Below are 17324 nucleotides of genomic sequence, written 5' to 3'. Positions count from 1 at the left end.
CAGCCGCCAGGCCGGACTCGGGGCGATGTCGTGTGCCGGGGAGGTCCCCGCCGGTGTCAGCCGGACAGCGGCACGGTGCATTCGAACGCGTGCAGGTACGGGTTGACCGGCCGGATGTCACCGAGCACCAGGCCGGCCGCGGTCATGCGGTTGACCAGGCTCTCCTTGGTGTGCTTGGCGCCGCCCACGTTGAGCAGCAGCATCAGGTCCATGGCCGTGGTGAACTTCATCGACGGGGTGTCGTCGACGAGGTTCTCGATGATCACGACCCGGGCTCCCGGGCGGGCGGCCTCGATGACGTTGCGCAGGGTCCTGCGGGTGCTGTCGTCGTCCCACTCCAGGATGTTCTTGATGATGTACAGGTCGGCCTCGACCGGGATGCCCTCGCGGCAGTCCCCGGCGACGATGCTGGCGCGCGCGGACAGGGCGCCGCCCTCGCGGAGCCGCGGATCCGCCCGCTCCACCACGCCGGGCAGGTCGAGCAGGGTTCCCCGTACCTCGGGGTGCTTCTCCAGCAGGCTCGCCAGTACGTGGCCCTGGCCGCCGCCGATGTCCGCCACCACCGAGATCCCGGTGAGGTCGAGGAGCTCGGCGACGTCGAGGGCGGACTGGGCGCTGGAGGTGGTCATGGCCCGGTTGAAGACGTGGGCCGACTCGTGCGCGTCCTCGTGCAGGTAGTCGAAGAACCCCTTGCCGAACAGCTCGTGGAAGACGCTGCCGCCGGAGCGCACCGCGTCGTCGAGGCGCGGCCAGGCCTGCCAGGTCCAGGGCTCGGTGCACCACAGGGAGATGTAGCGCAGGCTGTTGGGGTCGTCCTCGCGCAGCAGCCGGGACATCTCGGTGTGGGCGAACCTCCCGTCCTCCGTCTCCGTGAAGATCCCGTAGCAGGTCAGCGCGCGGAGCAGGCGCCGCAGGGGCTGCGGCTCGCAGTTCAGGGCGGTCGCCAGCTCCGCGGCGGTGGCGGGCGACTGGCCGAGCGCGTCGGCGACGCCGAGGCGGGCGGCCGCCCGTACGGCGGCGGCGCAGGCCGCCCCGAAGACGAGCTCGCGCAGGCGCATGCCGGGCTGCGGGGAGGCGGGGGCGTCCGTGGTGAGGGGGGCGACGGTCGGGGCGATGGTGGGGGTGGCGAGCGTGGTGGGGTTGGAACTTACCGTGGTCATGCGGCCTCGATTCTCCTGAGGGTGACGGGGGACACCGGTCAGCACATTCCGGCGGGCTCGGAGAGCGCACAGTTGTTGTCGGTGAACGTGTTGCCGGTCCCGGTGCCCCGGTCGGCCACGTCCGCCGGCTTGTTGCCCGTCACCGCGTTGTCCCTGATGACGTTGTTGGTGTTCGCGGCGCCCACGAAGCTCTGGAACAGCACGATTCCGCCCGAGAGCGGCGAGGCGCCGACGTTGCCCGTGATGGTGTTCGAGCGCACGACGGTGTCCTCGGCGCCCGTGAGGACGATGCCGCTGCCCTGGATGGCCGGGAGGCGGGAGGTGGCGGGGCACAGCTTGTTGTTCGCGGTGACCCGGTTGCCGCGGACGGTCATGGCCCCGGCGCGGGGCGTGCCCTCGTCCCCGACGACGAACACGCCGCCGCAGTTGGCGGTCACGGTGTTGCCGCTGACGGTGAGGTTCCTGACCCTGCGCACGGTGATGCCGATCCGGTTGCCGCTCGCCGTGTTGTCGCGGATCGCGGCGCCGAGGGTGTCGGTGGCCCCGCCCTCGTGTTCGACGGTGTTGGCGATGAAGAAGCCGGACTCCCCGTTGTCACGGGCGGTGTTGTCGCGGAACACCCCGCGGGTGGACATCTGCTGGGCGATGCCCCAGACCTTGTTGTTCTCGGCGGTCACGTGCTCGACCCGCAGCCGGTCGGTGCCGCTGGCCCAGATCCCCGACTTGCCGAACCCGGACACGGCGAGCCCCTTGATGGTCACCCGGTCGACGCTCTTCTCCGCGGCTCCTATGACGCAGATGCCGTTGCCCGCCTGCACACAGGCGTTGCCGGCGCCGGCGGCGGGGGCCGTCGTGGGCGGCATGATCACGGTGCGGCGCGGACCCGCTCCCCGCAGGGTCAGCCGCTTCGTGATGAGCACGCTCTCGTGGTAGGTGCCGGGGCGTACGAGGATCGTGTCTCCCGGGCGGGCGGCGTCCACCGCTGCCTGGATCGATTGGCCCGCGCTCACCCTGTGGATGGCCGCCCCGGAGGAGGGCGCCGCGGCGCCGATACCGGTGGCCATGACGACCGAGATGGTTGCGAGGCACTTGAGCTGCCGATTCGTCATGAACCCGAAGTTATGGGCGATCTTCGCGGTTCGCCACACAGGGTAAGCGGATGGATACATCCGGCGCGCAAATGGCTTCATTCCGTGGCGGGAGGGTGAGGCGCGCGGCCCCTGACGGTGCGTCCGCCGCCGTGGACCGCGTGCGCCCCGGGGCGGCGGACGCACCCGCGGGGGACGCGCGGTGTATGCAGGAGTCATGGACCACCGGCCGCCGCACCCCCGATCCCGCCGGCCGTCGCAGCCGCGCCTGGCGCTGCTGGCGGTTCCCTTCGCGCTGATCGCGATCGTCACGGTGGTCGACATCCTGGCGCCGCCCGATGTGCACCTGGGCCCCTTCCTGGTCGCCGCCCCGGCCCTGACGGCCTCGTTCGCGGGGCCCAGGATGACGGGATTCGTCGGCGCGGTGGCGGTGCTGGCGCAGGCGACGGTCGCGATCTGGCGCACCACTCTCACCGACCTCAACCACACCTTCCAGATCATCGCGCTGGTGCTGATCTCGGCGTTCGTGACCTTCTTCGCGCATCTGCGCGAGGTCCACGAGGAGCAGCTCACCCAGCTCCGCTCGGTGGCCGAGGCCGCTCAGCGGGTGGTGCTGCGACCGCTGCCCGACCGGATGGGACCGCTCCGGGTGGCCGCCGTGTACCTGGCGGCCGAGGCCGAGGCGCAGATCGGCGGCGACCTCTACGCCGCCGCCCGGACCCCGCACGGCACCCGGCTGATCATCGGGGACGTGCGCGGGAAGGGGCTGGAGGCGGTCGGGGAGGCGGCCATCGTCCTCGGCGCCTTCCGGGCCGCCGCGCACCAGGAGGACGACCTGCCGGGCCTGGTCGCCCATCTGGAGGCGGCCGTCGCCGCCGACCCCGACGGAGGGGAGGGCTCCGGCGAGGACTCCGCGCCGCCGGGCGAGGGGTTCACCACCGCCGCCGTCATCGACATCCCCGACGGCCCGCCGACCTTGCAGGTCATCAGCTGCGGGCACCCGCCGCCGCTGCTGCTGCGGGGCGGGCAGGTCATCGCGCTGGAGGTGGAGCACCCGGCGCCGCCGCTCGGTCTCACCCAGTTCGTGGAGAGCGGCTTCGCCGCGCAGACCTTCGCCTTCGAGCCGGGGGACGTCGTCCTGCTCTACACCGACGGGGTCATCGAGGCCCGTGACGGGGCCGGCACCTTCTACCCGCTGCCGGAGCGGGCCGGCGACTGGCCCGGCGACGGGCCGGACGCGCTGCTGCGCCACCTGTGCGCGGATCTCCTCCGCCACTCGCCGGGCGGCCGGCTGGGGGACGACGCCGCGATGGTGGCGATCGAACGGGTGCGCGGGGGTGCCCGAACACCGCCGGCACCGCCGCCCCGCCCTGTACGGGGGTAGTAACATCCCACGAACTCGCGCCGGATGAGGGACAGTTGACCCACGGGCGGATGGGGAGGGTGGGGCAGCCATGAGCACCGGTGCGCACACGGTCGGGGTACCGCCGGACGGCGACGGAGCCGGCGCCGACCTCGCCGTGACGCCCTCCGCCGACGAGGGCTCCCCCGACGCCGCCCTGGCCTCGGCCGTCGTCCGCATCGCCGGTACGGACGGCACGGTCGGCGGCGTCGGCTTCCTCATCGCCCCCGACCTGGTGATCACCTGCGCCCACGTCGTCCGCAACGCGCTCGGGCCGCCCCGCGAGCACACCGGGGCCCCGGCCGGGGAGCTCACCCTGGACCGCCCGCTGGCCGGCCCCGGCCGGGCCGCGGCCGAGGTGGCGCACTGGGCACCGCCGAGCCCGGACCGCACCGGGGACATCGCCGTCCTCAGGCTCCGGGAACCCCTCCCCGGCGCCGTACCCCTCGCGATGGCCGAGGCGGGGAGCCTGTGGGGCCACCCCGTACGGGTCCTCGGCCTGACCCGCGCGTTCCCGGACGGCGTCTGGCAGGCGGGACGGCTGCGCGGCGAGAGCGCCGAGAACCGGGTGCTGCTCTCGGCCGCCGACCGCCAGGGCGGGCCCCTGGAGCACGGCTTCAGCGGCGGCCCCGTCTGGGACGAGCAGGCCGGCGCGGTCGTCGCCATGGTGGTCGTCGCCGAGTTCTCCGGGGCCCGGCAGAGCTTCGCGATCCCCACCGAGAGCCTGGTCTCCGAGATCCCGGCGCTGGCCGGTGTGCTCCGCCCCGCCTCCCCCTTCCGCGGCCTGGACACCTTCCGGGAACCGGACGCCGACGGGTACTTCGGGCGGGACGCCGAGGCCGAGGACATCGCCGGCCTGCTCCTGCGGGGCGACCTCCCCGGCGTCACGCTGATCGGCCCCTCGGGCTGCGGCAAGTCTTCGCTGGCGCTCGCCGGGGTGGCGCCCAGGCTGCGCGCCGAGGGGTACGAGGTGCTGGTGCTGCGGGCCGACGGCGACACCCCGCCGCGCACGGCCCTGGCCGCCGAACTCCTGCGGCTGGCCGGCCCGGGACCGCACGCAGGAGACCGCTCCGCCGCCCTGCGCGGCCTGGAGGAGGAACTGACCCGGCACGGCCTGGTCGGCGCAGCCCGCCGCGCACTCGGCGACCCCGCCGGACGCTACCTCCTCGTACTCGACCAGGCGGAGCAGCTGCCGGCCCGGCCGGAGGCTGCGGGGCTGCTCTTCCCCGACCCGCACCCCGAGGCCCTGCGGACACTGCTCACGCTCCGCGCCGACTTCCTGGAGGCGGCGCCCTCCCATCCGCTGCTCGGCCCGGCACTGGGCCGGGCCACCGTGCGGCCGCTGCTCCCGATGACCCGCGCACAGCTGTCCGAGGTGCTCCTCCGCCCCCTCGACCGCACCCCCGCCGTGTCCTACGACCCCGGTCTCGTCCCCCGCGTACTGGACGACGCCGGGGCCGAACCGGGCACGCTGCCGCGGCTGGGCTTCGTACTGGAGCGGCTCTGGGAGGAACGGGCCGCCGGGCGGCTCCGGTTCACCTCGTACGAGGAACTCGGCGGCGTCAGCGGCGCGCTCGGCCGCCACGCGGAGGCGGCGTGGCGCGCGTGCGCGGGCCCCGCCGACCGGGAGGAGGCGCTGCGCCTGCTCTCCGGTCTCGTCCGGCTGCCGCCGGGAGGCGGGGCACCGCTGCGCACCACCTTGACCAGGGCCGAGGCCGGGGAGACCCGGTGGCGGATCGCCCGGGCGCTCGCCGAGCGGCGGATCCTGGCCCTCGGCGGCGATCCGGAGCGCGGCCCGACGGTGGAGCTGGCGCACGAGGCCCTGATCGACGCCTGGCCCGCCCTCGCCCATCAGGCCGCCGCCCTCCGGGAGTCACCCGGCCGCGGCGATGACCCCACGCGCGAGCGCCGGCTGCGCCGGCGCGCCCTCGCCGTCCTCGGAGCCCTGCTCGTGATCGCCGCCGTGGCCTCCTCGCTCCTCTACCTCGCCAACACCGACCCCGCCCACGAACCACAAGGCACGACCCCAACCCCCCGCGCCGCCCCTGCGGCAGCGCCGGTCGGCGCCACCGATGCCGGGGTGGAGCGAAGGCACCCGTAGGGCAGTTGCCCGTCGGGTGCCTTCGGGTCAGCGTCGGATGTGCGCCTTCCACGCCGAGGCCAGCACCGGCTCCATCGCGAGCCCCTTCCGGCCGACGTCCACGACCACGTTCATGCGCCGCAGAGCACTCAGCAGGAGCTTGATGTCCGGATGCTCGGGTTGCAGCAGTTCGACGAGGTCCTCCCAGGGCAGCGGCTCGTCGAAGTCGGCGAGCTGCTGCACCAGTGCGTGCAGGGGCGCAGCGCCGGACAGCCCCGAGTCCTTCAGCAGTCGGGCCCCTTCGGCGTCCCGAAGATCCTCGGCGAGCCGGACGAGCGCCTTCTGCGGAGAGTGGCCGCGAAGGGCGAGACCGAGGACGTGGTTCAGGAGCATCGGCCATCCCCCGGTGGCCTGCAGCAGCGCCACTCGCTGGGCGGGGTCGGAGAACGGCGCCATCGGGTCCTCCTCCGAGGTCCAGCTGCGCAATCCGTCCGCCGTGGCCAGCCTCAGGAAGACCATGTTCTCCTCGTCGGCCTCGGTGAGCTCGCGGAGGTGGTCCACGTTGGAGGGATCGACGAGAGCGACGACGCAGCGGCTGACGCCTTCCGGCGGCTGCAGCGTGATCGCCTGTTCCAGAGCCAGCCTGAGCGACCCGAACTTCCTCATGTCGCTCACGATCACGCGATGGCTGCGCCCCGGGGTCCCGGCTGTGAGCTGCTTCTTGTAATCGCTGGGCTTCGTCGGGGTGATGAGGGGAGCGACTCGCCCGGGGACCCGCTCCCGCTGGCTCGTAAGGGCGGCGAACACGTCGTCGAGCCCCGCGGCAGAGGTTCCGATCACGATCCTCAGACCGTTGCGCCGGGCGGTGAGGTCGGCGATCTGCGCTTCCGTCAGCGGACTGATGCGATGGCCGGGCAGCGGCCGCCGGGCATGTGTCGCCGACAGGGCCGTGACCGCGTCGTTCTCCTGCGAAGAGAGCTCCTCCTCGATCCCGGCAGGTGTCCCCAGCAGGCGCAGGACGTTGGAGGAGCGCAGCCTCCATCCCGTGTCGTCGGCCGCCAGGACGCCCAGGCCGACCATTTCCTCCAGGAGGGCTCGGTACTCGTCCGGAGTGGTGGCGGACAGCGCGTTGGGCCACCATTCGCCGCACTCGGCCCTGAGCTCCCGGCCCGCGACCGGCTGGTCCACTCCGTGCCGATAGGCGTAGAGGGCCAGAACGAGGGCGATCAGCTTGTACCGGGGGTCAAGGTGCAGGGTCAGCCGCACCGTGTCCCGGATGCTCTTCGCGAGAGCAGCCGACCCGATGACCCTTTCGAGCATGTCCTCATCAATGGTCCACGGCGGCTCACTGTCCGGAGTACGGCAGTTGTGGGTCTCGTTGACGAGCGCGAGGCCGATGTGCTGAATGATCTTCGGGTGGTAGTTGGCGTAGGCCAGTGCCCGGTGGATCAGCATGTCGCTCTGGAAGCTGATGCCCAGGGCCCGCATGGGGTCGTGCAACAGCCGGTAGGCGGCGCCCGGGCTCAGAGGGCCGATCACCAGCGGCTCACCGAAATGGGCACCGGCCAGCGGCTGATTGGGCAGGGCGGCGAAACGCTGCACCTGGTGCAGTCCCGCGAAGACGGGCTTGAAGCGCCTCCCGCTCGAACTCATCAGATTCCGCAGGGCGGTGGTGTGGACGAACCCTTCCCGGGCGTCCCCGTCGAAGAACTCGTCGCACTCGTCGAAGAGGATCAGCAGCTTGCGCGCCTTGTCACGGCTGAGCCAGCCGTTGATGTCCTCCTCCACCTGACGCATCGTGTTGGCCCGGTGCTTGCGCCTCTGGGCGATGCCCGACTGTTCCAGACTGCTCGCGAGCAGGTCCCACAGCACATACGGCGTCAGGCCCATGCCGGAGGGCAGCGGGATGTAGAGGCTCTCATGGTGCTTGGTGCTCCGGTAGCGGGCCGCGGCCGCCTTGAGGAGCGCGGACTTCCCGAGGCGCCGACCGCCGTAGAGGATGCTCGACCCCTGGGGGTCGAGCACGGCGGAGAGCTCTTCGGTGCGGCCGTAGAACATTTCCGCGGGCAGCGTGTCACTGGCCTCGGGGAAGTACGGAGTGACGGCGCTGAAGGGCGCCAGGATGCGTTCCGTCGTGGCGAACAGGCCGGTTCCCCGGGCTGCGAGGAACGCCAGGGCGCAGGCGTCCAGGATCATGATCGGCTTGTCGCGCCGTGACACGCACTCCGCCGCCAGGGCTCGCCGTTGCGCGGCACTCAGCGCTCCCGCGATGACCACGAGCACGGGCAGCTGGCTGACGTCCTGTTCGATCCAGCCGAGCAGGGTCCTGGCATTGGGCACGGCCCTCGTGGTCATGACGCGCAGACGCCCATTGGCTCCGGACCCGAACTGCGGAAGCCGGGCCGGCCCGACCAGCTTGACGTCGGTGATGTCGAACCAGCGTCGGTTCGGGGGGTTCGTCAGACCGGCCTCGTGTTCCTGGTCGTACTCGATCCCGGCCAGCCGCAGGGCCAGCCGCAGGTGGCGGGTCCTGGAGCGCAGCGCGTTCCACTGGTTGTACAGCTGGCTCAGCGAGGTGAGGGCCTCCGCCGCCTGAGAACACTGGGCGGGGGTCAGGCCGGAGAAGTCCAGGCCGTGGTGGTGCGCCCCGTTCGCAGCGCTCTTGATCAGCTCGGGAGTCACCCCCGCGCTCAGAGCCTCGCAGACCCCCGGGAAGAAGGCTTCGAAATCCGTCACGGGATCGACCGTGGGCGGCTCGCCACCCGCACGCGCGGCGATGAGGAACTCCTCGGCCGTGGCGAGATCACCGCGACCGATCAGCGCCCGGATCTCATCGGCCAGCGACGCCGATGCGTTCGATTCGTTCAGCTGCTGTGCCGCTGCGGCCCGGAACGTGTTCTTCGCCTGCTCGGACAGGACGGCCAGCTGGTGGATGATCTCGCCGCACTCACGGCGGATGGTTCCCAGGTTGTCCCCGCCGAACTCGCCACCGATGGCCTCCAGCTGCGCGGTGACCAGGGAGCGACCCGGTTCCGGTAGCTGTCCGAGCCTGGCTGCGGTCTCCACCCTGAGCCGGACCTCCCGGTGGAGGGCGGATACCTCCTGACGGCTGACCGCCCGCAGGCGGTGGTGTTCCTCACTCAGCTGGCTGACCACCTCGCTGCGGCCACCGTTCAGCTCGAACATCTCCAGCGCCGTCCGCGCGGTGGCGTAGTTCTCGGCTGCGGCGTGCTCGCGGGCAGCCGTCTCCCAGTCGGTCTCCCGGGCCCGGCGTACGTCGTCGAGGGTGACGGGCCGGGCCGGGAGCAGCTCCGGGTCGAACTCCAGGCTGGTGCAGCGCAGTAGATCGGCGTTGAGCGCGGAGACGGGCGCGGGTTCCACTCCCGAGAGCCGGCCCGTACCGAGGAGTGCCACGCCCGCCCGCATCGCGGTCAGACTCCGGGAGGCGGTGGCGGCCACGAGCGGCTGGGCCGCCGAGCACAGCTCCGTGAGCTCCGCCTCCATCTCCGGCCCGCACTGTTCGATCCGCTCCGCCAGATGGGAGAACACGGCCGGCGGCCGGAACGACGCGAGGTTCTGTACGGATGTGAGCCAGTCGTGCACGAGGTCGAGGGACTCGTGGGCGTACTGGAGGATCCTGCGCCTGGCCGCACCCTGCAGGCGGGCCTTCTTGTGCCGTTTCTGGTTGTCGGTGGCGGTCAGCCGCTGATCCAGGGCTTCCGGCTTGCGCAGAGCCAGCAGCTCCGCCCGGACGAAGTCCAGCCGGGCCCTGTCGTCGCGCGCCACGGCGTGCAGGACGCTTCCCACGGGTCCGATTTCGCTCCACCATTCACGGACGATCTCGTTGGCCCGGGGGAAGTGCAGGCTCCGCGGCTCGACGAGGCTCTCCTTCGCGAGGGCGCAGACGGAACTGACGTCGACGTCGGTGTCCGCACTCCCGTCGCCGGTGGAGGCCGCGGGACTGAGCTCGTACGCACTCAGCTGCCCGCGGGCACACGCCTCGGCGGCGACGGTGAGCGTGGCCCGGAGCCCCGGCAGCTCGTACAGGGATTCGGCGAGGGGGCGGAGCAGTTCGCCGGCCGCCGGGTCCGCCGACACCAGGCACGCTCGGAAGAGAGCCGCAGCGCGCAGGAGCCGATCGGGCAGCCCCTGCACCGGATCCCCGCCCACGTCGGCGAGACCTCCGCGCAGAGACTCCGCGCAGGCTCCGGTGGTGGTGCGCATCGACTCCGCCAGCACGAACAGTTTGAGGCTGGCGGCGAGCTCGACGCGGTCCGCGGCGAGCGCGGCGTGGTACGCGAGGGCGGATTCCCCGTGCCGCAGGACATCGGCGATCATCTCGTCCGCCGGATCCGGCTGTCCGTCGACCGACGGCGAAGGGGCCGTCCGGCCCGCTTGAGAGGGCTCGGGCACAGGGCGGGTTTCGTCGGGCCCGCCCGCGTCCTGGCGGGATGTGTGGTCTTCCGCGGCCCCTCGGCCGTCTCCCTCCTGCCCGCTCTGCGCCTGACCGTCTCCCCCACGACTGCCGGCGTCGTCTCCCGGCGGAGCGTGTTCGACGGCCGCGAGCGGCGTCTCGACGACAAGCGGTGGCGTCACCACGACGAGGGTCTGCTCCCGGTCACCCGACTCGTCCACCCGCGTGACCGTCTCCGCCGTGGCCACGTGCGGTTCAACCGCCGGCTCTTCCTCGGCCACGGCCTCGCCCTCGGCCACCACGGGGTCGCCCGATGTCCCCGCGACCGGCTCGGCGGTCACGTTCCGCGCTGCGGGGAAGGCCGCCTTCCCGCGCAGGATCAGGAGCACCACCGGTCGGACGGCCTCGGGCAACGCCGTCCGCAGCCTCGCGTCGAGCTGCTCGATCCCTGCCTCGTCGTCCTGCTCCACGGCGTCGCCCAGCGCGACCACGTCGGCGACGAGTTCGGCGAGGCCGATGTCCTCGTCATCCCAGGATTCCGGCCGGCACAGACGTACGGCCTGGGCTCGCAGCTCCACGATCGCGGTGTGCGGCTGAGCCGATACGGCCGCGGCCGCCCTCTCCAGCGCCGGAACGAGCTGTCCACGGCTGTCGAGCCGGCGGGCCCGCGCCCGCAACAGGGCCGTCACCTCCTGCCTGCGCGCGGGCACGATCCCCGGAGGCAAGGCTCCGGCCGAGGCGAGTCCCACTTGCAGAGCGGTGAGGTGATGCGACAGAGCTACCGCCGGATCCCAGGCGTCAGCCGCCGGGACCCTGCCTTCATGGAGCAGGTCGGCCGCCCGTCGCACGGACGTCTCGGCCTCTTCGAACAGCCGCTCAAGACCGACCGCGACCTGTTCGCACCCCTCGGCGTCATCGAGTGGGAAGTCCTGACCGCCGGTGACCGGGTCGATGCCCTCCTCGGCGGGCGCGGCCGGCAGCACGGGCGCGGGCGCGGGCGCGCCACGATGTTCCGCCCACTCGGAGGCCAGGCGGTCGCAAGCGTCCGCGATCGCCGTCACCTGACCGGCGGGCCAGGACGGCAGCGCCCTGTTCCGCAACGCCCACGCGAGGACGCGCGCCTGCCCCGGATCTCTGTTCCAGAAGGCGAATGCGGTCAGCAGGAGTTCCGCCCGCGGGGCCTGCTCCAGACTCTCTTCCAGTACTCCGCTCCCCGTGCCCGCCACCCATTCGGCCCTGGCCTGGGAAAGCCCCTCGTAGAGGGGGCGGCCCAGTATCTGGGCGTCGAAGAGCCTCTGGCCGGAGGGGCGCTGCGCCCTCAGCTGTGACAGCGCGTGTCCGCAGATCGTCGGCGTCAGTTTCCCCATGGCGGGTACGCGCAGCCGCTGGAGCAGCCGGGTCCGCTGTGTCTTGCCGACACGGTTGAGCAGGTCGTTCAACTCGCTGTGGTCCAGCACGGCAAGCACGTCACCAAGAGGATCCCCGAGCAGAACGAGCCCGTCCGCCACCTCGTCCCTGGGCGCCACCGGGGCTTCCACATCCTTGCTGCGCGTCTTCGCCGTCATCTTGGCCTTTGTCATCCGTTCCTGGATCGCCTTTCCTGGTGCTGCGGAACATGCCGGTGCCACGGCTTGTCCTTGCCGTTTCCTCGCAAGTGGCCGTGTACGAAAGTCGTGCCGGCGGGCAGTTCCGTATCCGCGTCGAGTCCTTCCACTTCCATGCGCCAGCGCGCATAGTCCGACTTGGACTGAGGTGAGGCCTGCTGGCCGGACGGCAGGCGCCGCTCCCGCGGCCGGACCCAGTGCCGGCTCATCGGGTCTCCGGGTGTATCGCCGTCACCCCAGATGCCGGCCTCGCGTGCGTCCTGTGCCTCGGGCGTGTCCGGCCACCAGGTGAAGACGTCCGGACCGCCCCGTGGCGCGGCGGCCCGCGTCAGCATGCCGAGCACCGCCATGTCCTCGCAGGTGTGGATGACCGTCCACAGCAGGGCCGGGGACCGGGTGTCGGGCCCGAACAACGCGGCGGTGAGGCGGCGGCCGTCGAGCGCCCGGCTTCCCGCCGGCCCGTCGTCACCGTCCCGCTTCAGGGACTCGACGATCAGGTGCTCAAGGGACGCAACCGCGGGGCGCCAGGCGCTCCGGGCCACGGACGGTTGCCATCGTCCCTGCTCAGCGGGGCTCAGCTGGAAGGCGTCAGCCAGGGTCGTCCCCTCGGCGAAGAGCTCCCAGTCACACTCCCACCGGACCGGACCGAAACCGTCGACGATCACCGGGTCGGGGTACCGGATGCTCGTGGCGACCAGCCTGCGCCCGGCCCGGGCAGCCGCGACGGTGAGGCGGATCCCCGGATACATGCTGGGTGGCCAGCTGACCCCCGCGACACCGGACCAACCCGGATGCACGGGCTGGACCCCCGCCCCGGCTTCGAGGTCGTCGCCGTCGTGATGAAGACGCAGCACCAACGACCCGGTGGGAAGAAGCTTTTTGACCGGTCCGGTCAGCTCAAGTCGGCCCGCCGAGAGGTCGGCCTTGCTCAAGGCGACCGTCAGCACGACCAATTCGTCATCGATGTGCTCCACATGGACCCGACCGGCATCGCTTCGTACGCCGTCGTCCGCGTTCACGCCCTTCGCCGCTTCAGCGCCCGCGACCTCCGCGAATCCGATCCCCGCCGGAACAAGAGGGTCCAGTCCGTCCAGCAACGAGGTCGTCGGGACGGACTGCGCCCGCCAGATCCCGCCTTGTTGCCACTGGTCGTCGACGCGCAGGTCGATGCCGTCCCCTTGCCGGCCGTCCGACACGATGTCCGCGAGTACGAGGTTGGCATCGACCACCGCTGCAGCACCGGCGACACCGGCCAGGGCGTCGAGGCCGTCCCGGCCTCGCGTGGTGAGGGTGTGGAGCAGGGGCCACAGCGCGGAATACCGAGCCCCGCCGCCCGGCGCCGGTCGGACCACGGCGGCGCGCACCTCTTCCGCCTGGTCAGTGGCGGCGAATGTCTTCGCGCCCCGGGCCGAACGGCCGTACAGGCCCCAGCCTCGGATCGATCCGGCCGAGCGCATGATGTCGGCGACGCACGTCACGGCCGCCCGGACGGCCCGCTCCACCACCGCGGCGTCGGCGTCCTGCTCCAGCCACCGCGGGAGCGGTCCCAGATCCAGCAGCGGTCGGCCGGAGCCGGCGAGGAACTGGGCGAAGGCACCGATCTGGTCCCGGGCCGACACCTCGCCCGACAGGGCGGGAACCCCGCCGACCAGGTGCCCCCCTTCGAATCCGCCTCCGGGGCGCAACCACCGCCCCTGTTCCACCGCCTCGTCCACGCTCAACGGGCCGAACACCTGGGTGTCGATGACGACACGCTGTTCGTCGAGGAGGTCCCCGGCCGGCGCTCCGGACAGTGAAGCGGCGGTCCATCCGTCCGGCTCCACGGCGGCCCGGCTTCCGAAGACGGCAGCCACCTCGCCCCACACCTCCCGTGCACCACGGGTGAGGCGGACGAACGCGCCCGAGGGAAGGACGGGCAGGCTGCCCCCGATCGCCACTTCGACGAAGGCGTCCGGATCGGGTTCGGCTCGATAGCGGCGCGCGGCCGGGTCGTAGTCGAAGTACAGGACGTTGAAGGCGTTGTTGGCGTGCAGCAGCCCGCCTCGGGCTTCCAGGGCACTCGCCAGATGGCGTTGGATCCTGTCCCTCCGGGATGGTGGGACCGCGTCGATTCCGAGGAGGACCTCCCGGCACAGCAACGGCTCGTGCTCATCGGAACGCCACATGGCGGCTCCCTCCCCAGCCGGTCGCCCACCGGCGCTACCGCTGCCCGCTCAGCAGTAGATGAACGCTATTCGTACCTCATGGGGTGGATCGCGCACAGGGATATCGCAAAGTCGACCTGCCAGGTCAGGACCGGCCGGTGGTGGGGCGCCGGCCGGTCCGGTGGGGGTCAGCCGGTGTCGCGGACGGCGACGATGCCGTTGAAGACGCCGACGTAGGCGGTGCCGTCGGGGCCCAGGGTGATGGGGGCCCAGTTGTTGTCGTAGAGGGGGCCCGTGCCGGTGAGGCGGCGCCAGCGGCGCTCGCCGGTGCGGAAGTCCACCGCGGTGAGGTACCAGGCGTCGATGCCCCAGGCGTTGGGCTCCTTCTCGTAGAAGTAGAGCAGCCCGTTCGCGGTGGAGAGCTTCGGCACGGTGGAGGGTGAGCGGATCCCGCTCTGCCACACCGTGTCGCAGCCGCTGCCGTCGGCGCGGACGTCGATGCGGCTGACGCCGCCGACGACCGACTTGCCGAGGACCAGCGTGGTGGGGTTCTCGTAGCCGTAGTTGTTCTCGACGACGATGCTGTTGCCCCAGGTGATCAGGGAGTTGTCGGTGGTGGAGGCGCCGGATCCGAAGACCGGGACCTTGCAGACGAGCCGCTCGCCGGCGGGGACGTCCGCGCCCCGCTTGTAGACCAGGACGTTCATCCGGTCGTCGGCGTTGTCGGTGATGGCGACGTAGCCGTCGCCGAAGAGGTCCGGGGTGGTGCCCGAACCCTGGTTCACGGAGCCGGGTTTGGTTCCCGTGCCGCGGTCGTACGTCTGGCGCCACTGGGCCTCGGGGGTGCCGTCGGCGGAGGCGCGGAAGCTGTAGAGGGCGTGGTCGGTGACGATGGAGACGCCGTCCTCGGCGACCGAGAAGGAGTTCTGGATCTCTTCCCCGGCGAGCCGGACGGAGCGGATCCGGGCGGTCCGCGGGTCCACGGTCCCGACGCGGCCCTGGCGGGTGACCCACCAGATCAGGCCGTCCCAGTCGGGCATCACGGAGGTGACGGGGTCGCAGGTGCCGCTGGGCCACAGGTTGGTCCAGCTGACGCAGTCGTGCGGGACCTGGCCGGTGAGGTCCCAGTCGTCGTCGACCGTGAACTTCCAGCTCCCGTCCGGGTCCTGGGAGTGGGAGAGGCGCAGGACGTGCTGGCGGGAGTCGGCCAGTACGGCGCGGTCCTGGTTGTCCAGGTAGAAGTAGGCCCCGCCGGAGGTGTCCTTGAAGATCTTCGCGAAGTCGAGCGAGGTGATCGCCTCGACCGTCGAAGAGCGCTGCGGGAGCTGGTGTTCCGCGAGCGTGGCGAGGGTACGGGGGTCGAGGAGCTTGACCTTGAAGCCGGAGAAGGTGCCGCACACCGTGACCAGGCGGCCGCCCGAGTCGAAGGTGGCGGTGGCGCATTCGCCGCCGAGCGCGGCGATCTTCTCACTGGTGACCTGCGGGTTGCGGCCCAGCGGTCCGGACCAGGGGGAGGTGGCGCTGCCGGCCGCGTCCGAGTGCATGCCGCTGCGGCCGTTGGGCGCGAGGTACGGGTGCTGCGGCGGCTGTTCGCCGGGCAGCGGGACGGCGGTCGCGGGACTGCCGTCGTAGTGGCTGACCAGGCGGTGCCCGGGGGCCTTGGGTATCTCCTCGGCCTGGGCGGGACTGATCCCGTACATCGCCGTGAAGGCGACGAGGGCCGGGACCACAGCGCAGTTCAGCGTTCTTCGGAACATCCGGACTTCCTCCCATCTCTTCGGTGTTGTTGACATCGGGTCTGACATCGCGCCGCCGCCAGACGCTAAGTCGCACGGTCCGAGGAGTCCATGGAGGAGCCGGATGATTCACGAAGGCGCAACAGTCGATCAAGCGGGGCGGCTAGGGCCTGAGGCTGGAGAGCGCGGTCGCGGTGGCCGCGACGCCGTCGTGGATGCTCGCGGCCATGCTGCTGTTCGCGAGGTAGAAGCCGAGCAGGACGCAGACGAGGGCGTGCGAGAACTTCAGGCCGCCGCCGCGCAGGAAGATCCACGCGAGAACGAAGAGCAGGACGATCACGGAGAGGGAAATCACCATCGAAAACCTCCTTACGCGGCGCCATGGTGGCGCAGGAAGGGGCGCTTTCGGGCGAAAGTCGTGTCCGCCGAACGGGTGTTGACCGTCCGTGACGGCCGTTCGGTTCTTGACGGTCTCGCTCCAGCGGATCGCGCGGCCGCAGGGGTCTTGCCCGGCCGCCGCCGCCCGTGCCATAAATGTCTAGACCTTTACCAGGAAGCCGAGGAAGGCTCCCCGTGCGACGCACCGCCCTGGCCGCGACCGCCCTGATCTCCCTGATCTCCCTGATCTCCCTGATTCCCCTGGCCGCCTGCACCCCCGCCGACACCCAGGCCCCGCCGCCCCCCGCCGGCCTCACCGCCCAGGCCGGCAGCGCCGGCTCCGTACACGTCATGTGGCGCGCCGCCGCCGCGGCCGACGGCGTGACCGGCTACCAGGTGTTCCAGGCGGACCGGCTCGTGCGCGAACTCCCCGCGGAGAAGACGATGGTGGACGTCACGGACCTCACCCCGCGGACGGCGTACTCCTTCACCGTCCGGGCCAAGGACGCCGCCGGAAACCTCTCCGGGCCCAGCGCGGCGGCCGAGGTCACCACCCCGGCCGCCAAGGCCGACGACCGGCAGGCCCCCACCGCGCCGACGGCCACCACCGGCCGCCCGGAGGGGCCCCGTGCCGCCCGTCTGACCTGGGGCGCCGCCACCGATGACACGGGCGTGACCGCTTATGACGTCTACCAGGGCGGTGTCCGGATCCACACCGCCGGCCCCGGCGAGAGCGCCACCACCGTCACCGGACTCCGGCCGGACACCGTGTACACCTTCACCGTCCGGGCCCGGGACGGCGCCGACAACTCCTCCCCCGACGGCCCCGCCGTGGACGTGACGACCCCGCCCGCCGACGGAGACGGACCGGGCACCGCGCCCGCCGAGTTCGCCGCGGCCGCTGCCCCCGGCGAGGTCACCCTGTCCTGGACCGCCCCGGACACCGGCCGCCCGACGGCCGAGTACCAGCTCTACGTCAACGAACGGCCCACCACCGTCATCCAATTCGGTGCCGGCGCGGCCGTTCCGCCCCCGGGCGGGCGGGTGGAACACCGGCTCACCGTGACCGAGCCGGCCGGCACCGTCTGGGCCGTGAAAGTGCGGGCCCGCCTGCCCGACGGCAACTGGGGGGCGTTCTCCGCGGAGCGGCGGATCACCCTCGGCGGATAGCCGTGCCGGGCGGGCTGTCCGGAAGACCTGACGAGGTAATGGCCGGAACGGCCCTGCCGGTAAAGAAGATCACGCACAATACAACCGTGTTCGGTGCGTACTCGGTCAACAACAATCAGTCGGATTCCACGGCGGGCGATCCTCGGCC

Annotated in this window: 9 protein-coding genes; 3 read left to right on the top strand and 6 right to left on the bottom strand. The window is 71.9% G+C overall.

The window, feature by feature from the left end; translation table 11 throughout:
- Positions 1-56: 56 nt before the first annotated feature.
- Both IE248_RS08930 and IE248_RS08925 read right to left on the bottom strand, forming a co-directional pair.
- Entirely contained in the window at positions 57-1160 is a 1104-nt protein-coding gene (locus tag IE248_RS08930; protein ID WP_190030344.1) for a methyltransferase, read from the bottom strand.
- 38 nt (positions 1161-1198) lie between these two features.
- Positions 1199-2269, bottom strand: a complete 1071-nt coding sequence (locus tag IE248_RS08925) for a right-handed parallel beta-helix repeat-containing protein (RefSeq protein WP_100580545.1) — start codon at positions 2267-2269, stop codon at positions 1199-1201.
- 196 nt (positions 2270-2465) lie between these two features.
- Between IE248_RS08925 and IE248_RS08920 the strand changes: the two genes are divergently transcribed.
- Together IE248_RS08920 and IE248_RS08915 are read left to right on the top strand one after the other, a co-directional pair.
- The gene (locus IE248_RS08920; RefSeq protein WP_190030343.1) at positions 2466-3632 is read left to right on the top strand and encodes a PP2C family protein-serine/threonine phosphatase; all 1167 of its coding nucleotides are present in this window, start codon (positions 2466-2468) and stop codon (positions 3630-3632) included.
- A gap of 70 nt (positions 3633-3702) precedes the next feature.
- Positions 3703-5751 (top strand): S1 family peptidase, encoded by a 2049-nt coding sequence (locus IE248_RS08915; protein ID WP_190030342.1) that lies wholly within the window; start codon positions 3703-3705, stop codon positions 5749-5751.
- A 27-nt stretch (positions 5752-5778) separates the two neighbouring features.
- Here IE248_RS08915 and IE248_RS08910 read toward each other — a convergent pair whose 3' ends face one another.
- From IE248_RS08910 to IE248_RS08895, 4 genes are all read right to left on the bottom strand, one after another.
- Positions 5779-11724 (bottom strand): hypothetical protein, encoded by a 5946-nt coding sequence (locus tag IE248_RS08910; RefSeq protein ID WP_190030341.1) that lies wholly within the window; start codon positions 11722-11724, stop codon positions 5779-5781.
- On the bottom strand, positions 11721-13913 hold the full coding sequence (locus IE248_RS08905) for a hypothetical protein (protein WP_190030340.1): 2193 nt from the start codon (positions 13911-13913) through the stop codon (positions 11721-11723). The genes IE248_RS08910 and IE248_RS08905 overlap by 4 nt, the downstream gene beginning before the upstream one ends.
- 167 nt (positions 13914-14080) lie before the next feature.
- Entirely contained in the window at positions 14081-15592 is a 1512-nt protein-coding gene (locus IE248_RS08900) for a hypothetical protein (protein ID WP_229895229.1), read from the bottom strand.
- Between the two features lie 199 nt (positions 15593-15791).
- Complete coding sequence (locus tag IE248_RS08895) at positions 15792-15986, bottom strand: hypothetical protein (RefSeq protein ID WP_008741185.1); 195 nt, start codon at positions 15984-15986, stop codon at positions 15792-15794.
- 215 nt (positions 15987-16201) lie between these two features.
- Between IE248_RS08895 and IE248_RS08890 the strand changes: the two genes are divergently transcribed.
- A complete protein-coding gene (locus IE248_RS08890) occupies positions 16202-17176 on the top strand; it encodes a fibronectin type III domain-containing protein (protein WP_229895189.1) in 975 nt (324 codons plus the stop codon).
- Positions 17177-17324: the final 148 nt, after the last annotated feature.

The organism is Streptomyces goshikiensis (genome assembly GCF_014650555.1).
Classification (GTDB): domain Bacteria; phylum Actinomycetota; class Actinomycetes; order Streptomycetales; family Streptomycetaceae; genus Streptomyces; species Streptomyces goshikiensis.
The sequence above is the reverse complement of the archived record's forward strand: the minus strand, read 5'-3'. Positions and strand labels throughout refer to the sequence as shown.

Bases quoted from the DNA above. Each gene is read 5' to 3' on its own strand.
- IE248_RS08895 (WP_008741185.1), bottom strand. From the start codon at position 15,986: ATGGTGATTTCCCTCTCCGTGATCGTCCTGCTCTTCGTTCTCGCGTGG.
- IE248_RS08905 (WP_190030340.1), bottom strand. From the start codon at position 13,913: ATGTGGCGTTCCGATGAGCACGAGCCGTTGCTGTGCCGGGAGGTCCTC.
- IE248_RS08910 (WP_190030341.1), bottom strand. From the start codon at position 11,724: ATGACAAAGGCCAAGATGACGGCGAAGACGCGCAGCAAGGATGTGGAA.
- IE248_RS08900 (WP_229895229.1), bottom strand. From the start codon at position 15,592: ATGTACGGGATCAGTCCCGCCCAGGCCGAGGAGATACCCAAGGCCCCC.
- IE248_RS08925 (WP_100580545.1), bottom strand. From the start codon at position 2,269: ATGACGAATCGGCAGCTCAAGTGCCTCGCAACCATCTCGGTCGTCATG.
- IE248_RS08930 (WP_190030344.1), bottom strand. From the start codon at position 1,160: ATGACCACGGTAAGTTCCAACCCCACCACGCTCGCCACCCCCACCATC.
- IE248_RS08915 (WP_190030342.1), top strand. From the start codon at position 3,703: ATGAGCACCGGTGCGCACACGGTCGGGGTACCGCCGGACGGCGACGGA.
- IE248_RS08920 (WP_190030343.1), top strand. From the start codon at position 2,466: ATGGACCACCGGCCGCCGCACCCCCGATCCCGCCGGCCGTCGCAGCCG.